The sequence below is a fragment of the Streptomyces fuscigenes genome (assembly GCF_021556455.1).
In the GTDB taxonomy this organism is placed as follows: domain Bacteria; phylum Actinomycetota; class Actinomycetes; order Streptomycetales; family Streptomycetaceae; genus Streptomyces; species Streptomyces fuscigenes.
On the sequence record NZ_JAKGCV010000418.1, the window covers coordinates 1 to 4,799 of the forward strand.

Annotated in this window: 5 protein-coding genes; 2 read left to right on the plus strand and 3 right to left on the minus strand. The window is 75.1% G+C overall.

The window, feature by feature from the left end; genetic code table 11:
* Window positions 1-105: 105 nt before the first annotated feature.
* Both L1885_RS23685 and L1885_RS23690 read right to left on the minus strand, forming a co-directional pair.
* Window positions 106-1,041, minus strand: a complete 936-nt coding sequence (locus L1885_RS23685; protein WP_235799201.1) for a DUF6924 domain-containing protein — start codon at window positions 1,039-1,041, stop codon at window positions 106-108.
* Window positions 1,042-1,295: 254 nt separating this feature from the next.
* Window positions 1,296-1,874: a TetR/AcrR family transcriptional regulator gene (locus L1885_RS23690; RefSeq protein ID WP_235799202.1), complete on the minus strand. Its 579-nt coding sequence runs from the start codon at window positions 1,872-1,874 to the stop codon at window positions 1,296-1,298.
* Window positions 1,875-2,316: 442 nt separating this feature from the next.
* Here L1885_RS23690 and L1885_RS23695 point away from each other — a divergent pair, with 442 nt between their 5' ends.
* Window positions 2,317-2,961: a TMEM175 family protein gene (locus tag L1885_RS23695; protein ID WP_235799203.1), complete on the plus strand. Its 645-nt coding sequence runs from the start codon at window positions 2,317-2,319 to the stop codon at window positions 2,959-2,961.
* Between the two features lie 59 nt (window positions 2,962-3,020).
* On the opposite strand, the gene L1885_RS23700 is transcribed toward L1885_RS23695, so the two are convergent.
* A complete protein-coding gene (locus L1885_RS23700; protein ID WP_308117384.1) occupies window positions 3,021-3,878 on the minus strand; it encodes a LysR family transcriptional regulator in 858 nt (285 codons plus the stop codon).
* Window positions 3,879-4,324: 446 nt separating this feature from the next.
* Between L1885_RS23700 and L1885_RS23705 the strand changes: the two genes are divergently transcribed.
* Complete coding sequence (locus L1885_RS23705; RefSeq protein ID WP_235799205.1) at window positions 4,325-4,747, plus strand: hypothetical protein; 423 nt, start codon at window positions 4,325-4,327, stop codon at window positions 4,745-4,747.
* Window positions 4,748-4,799: the final 52 nt, after the last annotated feature.

The window sequence follows — 4,799 nt, forward strand, 5'->3', positions numbered from 1 at the left end:
CGCGGGCCGTGGCGGGCCGTGGCGGACCCGCGGGATGCGGCCTGCGGGGTGCGGGGCGTGCGGGGCGCCGCCCCGGTCAGCCCGCCGCCTGCGGTGCCGCGCCGCTCACTCCCCCCACCAGGGATCCACGCCCTCCGGCGTGACGAAGTCGGTGAAGTCCATGTTGGCCAGGTCGAGGTTGCAGACCATCGACCCCACCATCCGGCCCGGCAGCACCGCCGCGTTGCCCGGGACGTCGTGGAGGTCCACGGCGGCCAGGGGGCGTCCCGGCGCGGAGAAGGTCCGGGCGCCGGCGAGCGCGACGAGCGTGGTCTCCCCCGGCGGGACCAGCGCCGGGACCTCGCCGGGGAGCAGGCCCTCGAAGGCCGGGTCGTCGACGACGAGGGCCTGCAGCGGGAACTCGTCCACGTCGACGTCGTCGAAGTCGATCTCGGCGTTGAGCCGTCCGTCCTCGTCGACGCCCCCCAGCTCGTCGAGCAGGGCGCGCCATCCCTCGTCGTCCTCGAAGGACGTCCGTACCAGCAGGCTGAGCTCCTCCGCCGGCAGCGCGGGGAAGGAGCGGCGCGACGGCGGAGCCGGTACGGGGTCGGCGGGCCGGCCGCCGTCGCCCTGGTACATGCCGTAGAGGTCTGCGTCCGCCACCAGGTCCTCGAAGCCGAGCTTCCCGCCCAGGACGGCGGCGAGGACCTCCGCGGCCCGGTCGGAGGGGACGCGCACGCACCGGCCCGGCACGACCGCCAGGTCCACGAGCAGCGGCCCGGCCCCGCCGTACACGACCGATATGTCCGCCACGACGGCGACGGGCGCGGTCTCGCCGGCGGGCAGCAGCGCGGGCAGGTTCCCGCCCTGCACGTGGGTCCAGCCGGCGTCCTCGGCGAGCCGCAGCCGCACTCCTGTGGCTCCGAGGTCGAGCACGTCGCCCTCGCGGCGGCCGTCCAGCTCCTCGATCAGCCGGCCCCACAGGGGCGTGCCGTCCTCGTAGCAGGCGCACACGAGCAGGGCCCCGGCCGGCGCGGGCGGGGGCAACTGGGGAAACGGCATGGCTCTCCTTGGCTGGAACCTGACGAGGCCCAGGAGAGTAGCCCGCCCCCGTGCTCCGCGGCCGGTCGGGGGGCTCGGGCTCGGGTTCGGGAAGCCGGCGGGAGACGCGCGGGGCCCGGCGGCGGGGGCGCGGCGCGCGGGAGATTGGCGGCCGGGCGGGGCGGGAGCCGGGGCGCGGCGCGCGGGAGACACGCGGCCGGGCCGATCCGGACGGGGCGGGAGCCGGGGCGCGGATCGTTCCGCCGCGCCGCACATCAGACGGCCGGGCCGCCCCTTCCTGGCGGCTGCGCGAGCAGCGCCGACCAGGCCGAGTCGACGAGCGCCTCCGCCGTGCCGTCCAGTCCGACGGCGGCGAATCCCCCGCCGAGGTGCAGCAGGGTCAGGCCGTGGGCGGCCGCCCACAGGAACCGCGCGATCTGCTCGGCGGGGACGGAGGCGGGCATGCCGCCGGCCTGCTGGGCCTGTGCCACGAGACCGGTCATCGGCGCGAAGGAGGCCCGCTGGGCCTCGTCGGCCCGCCCCCGCCCGCGGTCGGTGAACATCACCTCGAACAGCTCCGGCGACTCTTCCGCGAAGCGCATGTAGCAGAGGCCGAACAGCTTGAGGTCGTGCACCGGGTCGTCCCCCTCGCCCAGGGACTCCCCCAGCATCAGCAGCAGCCGTTCGTACCCGCGCGCCGCCACCGCGCCGAGCAGGGCGCCGCGGCTCTCGAAGTGCCGGTAGGGGGCGGCCGCGCTGACGCCGACGCGGCGCGCGAGTTCGTGCATGCTGAATCCCGCGGTCCCCTTTTCGGCGAGAAGCCGCTGCGCCTCTTCGACCAGGGATTCCCTCAAAGCTCCGTGGTGGTAACGGCGCTTTCCCGCCCCTCTCCGCTCCATGTGGATGACATTAACATCCGCACGGGGAGGCGGATCCCGCCCTGCGGGGAAACGGGCCAGGCGCGGGCGCCGCGCGGATTCCGAACCCCGGATTCCGGGGTCCGCGAGATCGGAACCCGCTGCTTCCCGAAACCGCACCGCTTCGGAAACCGGACCGCTTCGGAAACCGGACCGCTTCGGCAGCCGGACCGTTTCGGAAACCGCACCGCTTCGGAAGCCGCGCTGCTTCGGGAGCCGCACCGCTTACGGAAATCCACCGCGCGAGAACTGTGGGAGAGCCACAGCGCGGGACGCGGAAAGCGTGGCCGATCGCCATTCTTTCGCCGGCACCCGCCTCATATTCTGCCCCGGCGTATGGACGCGCCCCGGCGCGGGAAGCCAACCAGGAGTCTGAACTGTGAAATCGCTGCACGGGATCGATGTCGAACGGATGCGGGCCTTCGCGGACGCCGTTTTCGCCATCGCCATCACGCTGCTCGCCCTCGAAATGGGCGTCCCCGAGGGCCTGCCGTCGGGGCGGCTCGCCCACGCCCTCGAGGAAGCACTGCCCTCGGTCGCCGGATATGCCCTCAGCTTCCTGGTCGTCGGTGCCCTGTGGCTGTCGCACCACAGGCTGTTCAGCATGGTGAAGCGGCTGGACGGCACCCTGCTCCAACTCGACCTGGCGCTCCTCGGCATCGTCGCCGCCCTGCCGTTCCCGACCCGGGTCGTCAGCAGTTACCACGGCAGCCCGGTCGCCACCTCGCTCTACGCGGCCACGATCGCGGTCGCCGCGCTGCTCCTCGCCGTCATGTCGGCACGCCTTCGCCTGCGGCCGGACCTGTGCCACGCGGATGTGCCGCGCGACCTCCTCACCGGTTCGATGCTGGTGTCCGGGGCCGTCGCCGCGGTGTTCGCGACGTCGGTGCCGCTGGCGCTGATCTCACCGAACGTCGCGGAGTACTGGTGGATCGCCGTCGTACCCCTGCGACGGTGGCTCGTGAAGCGCTACGACCGAGCGGCGGCCGCCACCGCCGGGCGGGGAGACCCGCTGGGCGCGTGAGCGGGAGCGCCGTCCTCGGGCCGGGACCGCCACGCCGCCCGGGGGCGGGACGCGCCGCCTCACGAGCCGTAGCAGGCACCCGCGAGATCCGCGAACTCCTCGATCAGGGGGGTGTTGCGGGCCGCGCTCCAGGCGAGCTGCACCCGGGTCGGCGGGATGTCGTGGACCGGGAGGCGGACGACATCGTCACGGGCGTGGAACGCGGCCGCGGACAGCGGCAGGACGACGAGTCCCGCGCGGGCCGCCACGTACTCGAGCTTCTCCTCCACGGTCTCCACCCGCGGGGGGCCGCCCGGCGGGGCCTCGGCGTGGTGCGGGAGGTCGCGCCACTCGGGCACCGCGTCGGGGTCCTGGAGCAGGTACTCGTCCGCCAGGTCGGCGATGCCCACCGACGCCTTTCCCGCGAGGCGGTGGTCCGCCGGCAGCACCGCCACCCGCGGCTCCTCGAACAGGGTCCGCAGGCGAAGGCCGCGCCGGTCGACCGGGACGCGCACGAAGCAGACGTCGACGCGGCCGTCGAGCACGATGCGCGCCTGCTCGTCCCAGTACGTGCGCACGACGTCGACCGTGAGGCCGGGGTGGCGCCCGGTCAGGGCGCGCACGGCCGCGCCGACCCGCACCCCGGGCATGAAGCCGACACCGAACCGCGCCACCGCGTCCGCCGCGCCGGCCACCCGGCGGCGCGCCGCCTGCGCGGAGGCCAGCAGCGGCGGGGCGTCCTCCAGCAGTTGGCGGCCCGCCGGCGTCAGCTCCGTGGACCGCCTGTCCCGCCGGAACAGCTCGGCCCGCAGGTCGGCCTCCAGCGCGCGGATCTGGCGCGACAGGACGGGCTGCGCGATGTGCAGGCGCTCGGCCGCACGGCCGAAGTGCAGCTCCTCGGCCACCGCCACGAAGTACCGCAGCTTCCTGAGATCCATGTCCATCCGCGCCTCCCGGGCCTTCTGCCGCGGCCTGATACCTGAAGGGTATGACGGCCGGCCGCCGCGGGCAGGGGGAGCCGGCGGGACGCGTCCCGCCGGAGCGCGGCTCCGCCGGACGCGGTCCGGGCGGGGCGCCCCGTCCGGACGTCCGACACCCCGTCACGGCGCGGGCACCGCCCCGCCGAAGGGGTGCGGCCGGGCCTGAAGTCGCCGCCGTGCCGGCACCCGGCCAGGGGCCGTCGGGGGTGTGACGCAGAGCACAGAAGTGAAGGCAGGATCAGGGCATGCGCGAGGGGTGCCCGCGGTTGTGGATGAACGCCTTCGGTTCGATGCCGGAGGCAGCGAGCCGCCCCCGGCGCCCGAACAACGCCCCGTGACGACCCACTTCCTTGGATGTGCACAGTGGTACCGCGCAGCAGCGGTGCCGAGGAGGTGCTTCACCGATGGCTCTCAGCCCTCGCTTCGCGCTCAACACGTTCGGCGTCCTCGCCGGCGGCTTCCTGGCCGTCTCCGCGATGACCTTCACCGCTCCCGTCGCCGGATGGCTGGGCTTCGGGGTGTCGACGGCCGTGACCGTCGCCGCGCTCGCCGGCCTCGTCCTCGCCCGGCGCCCCGCCGCGAAGGCCGGCCACGGCGTGCTCGCGGCGCTCGGCCTGTGGTCGCTCGTCGCGTCCCTGGTCTTCGGCGGCGGCACTCTGGTCTGGCTCGTGTTCGCCGCGGGAGCGGCCTTCGTCGCGGCGGCCCTCGCCGACCTGACGGCGCACGAGCTGAGCACGGAGCGCGTGGTGCACGCCCTTGAGGTCCGGCCCGTGGACTCCGCGGCGGGCAGCGCGGCAGCCGCGCCGGTGCACGACATCGCCGCCTGACACGCGGCGTGCGGGCCCACCGGGAGCCCCGGCCGGTCGCCGGCCGGGGCTC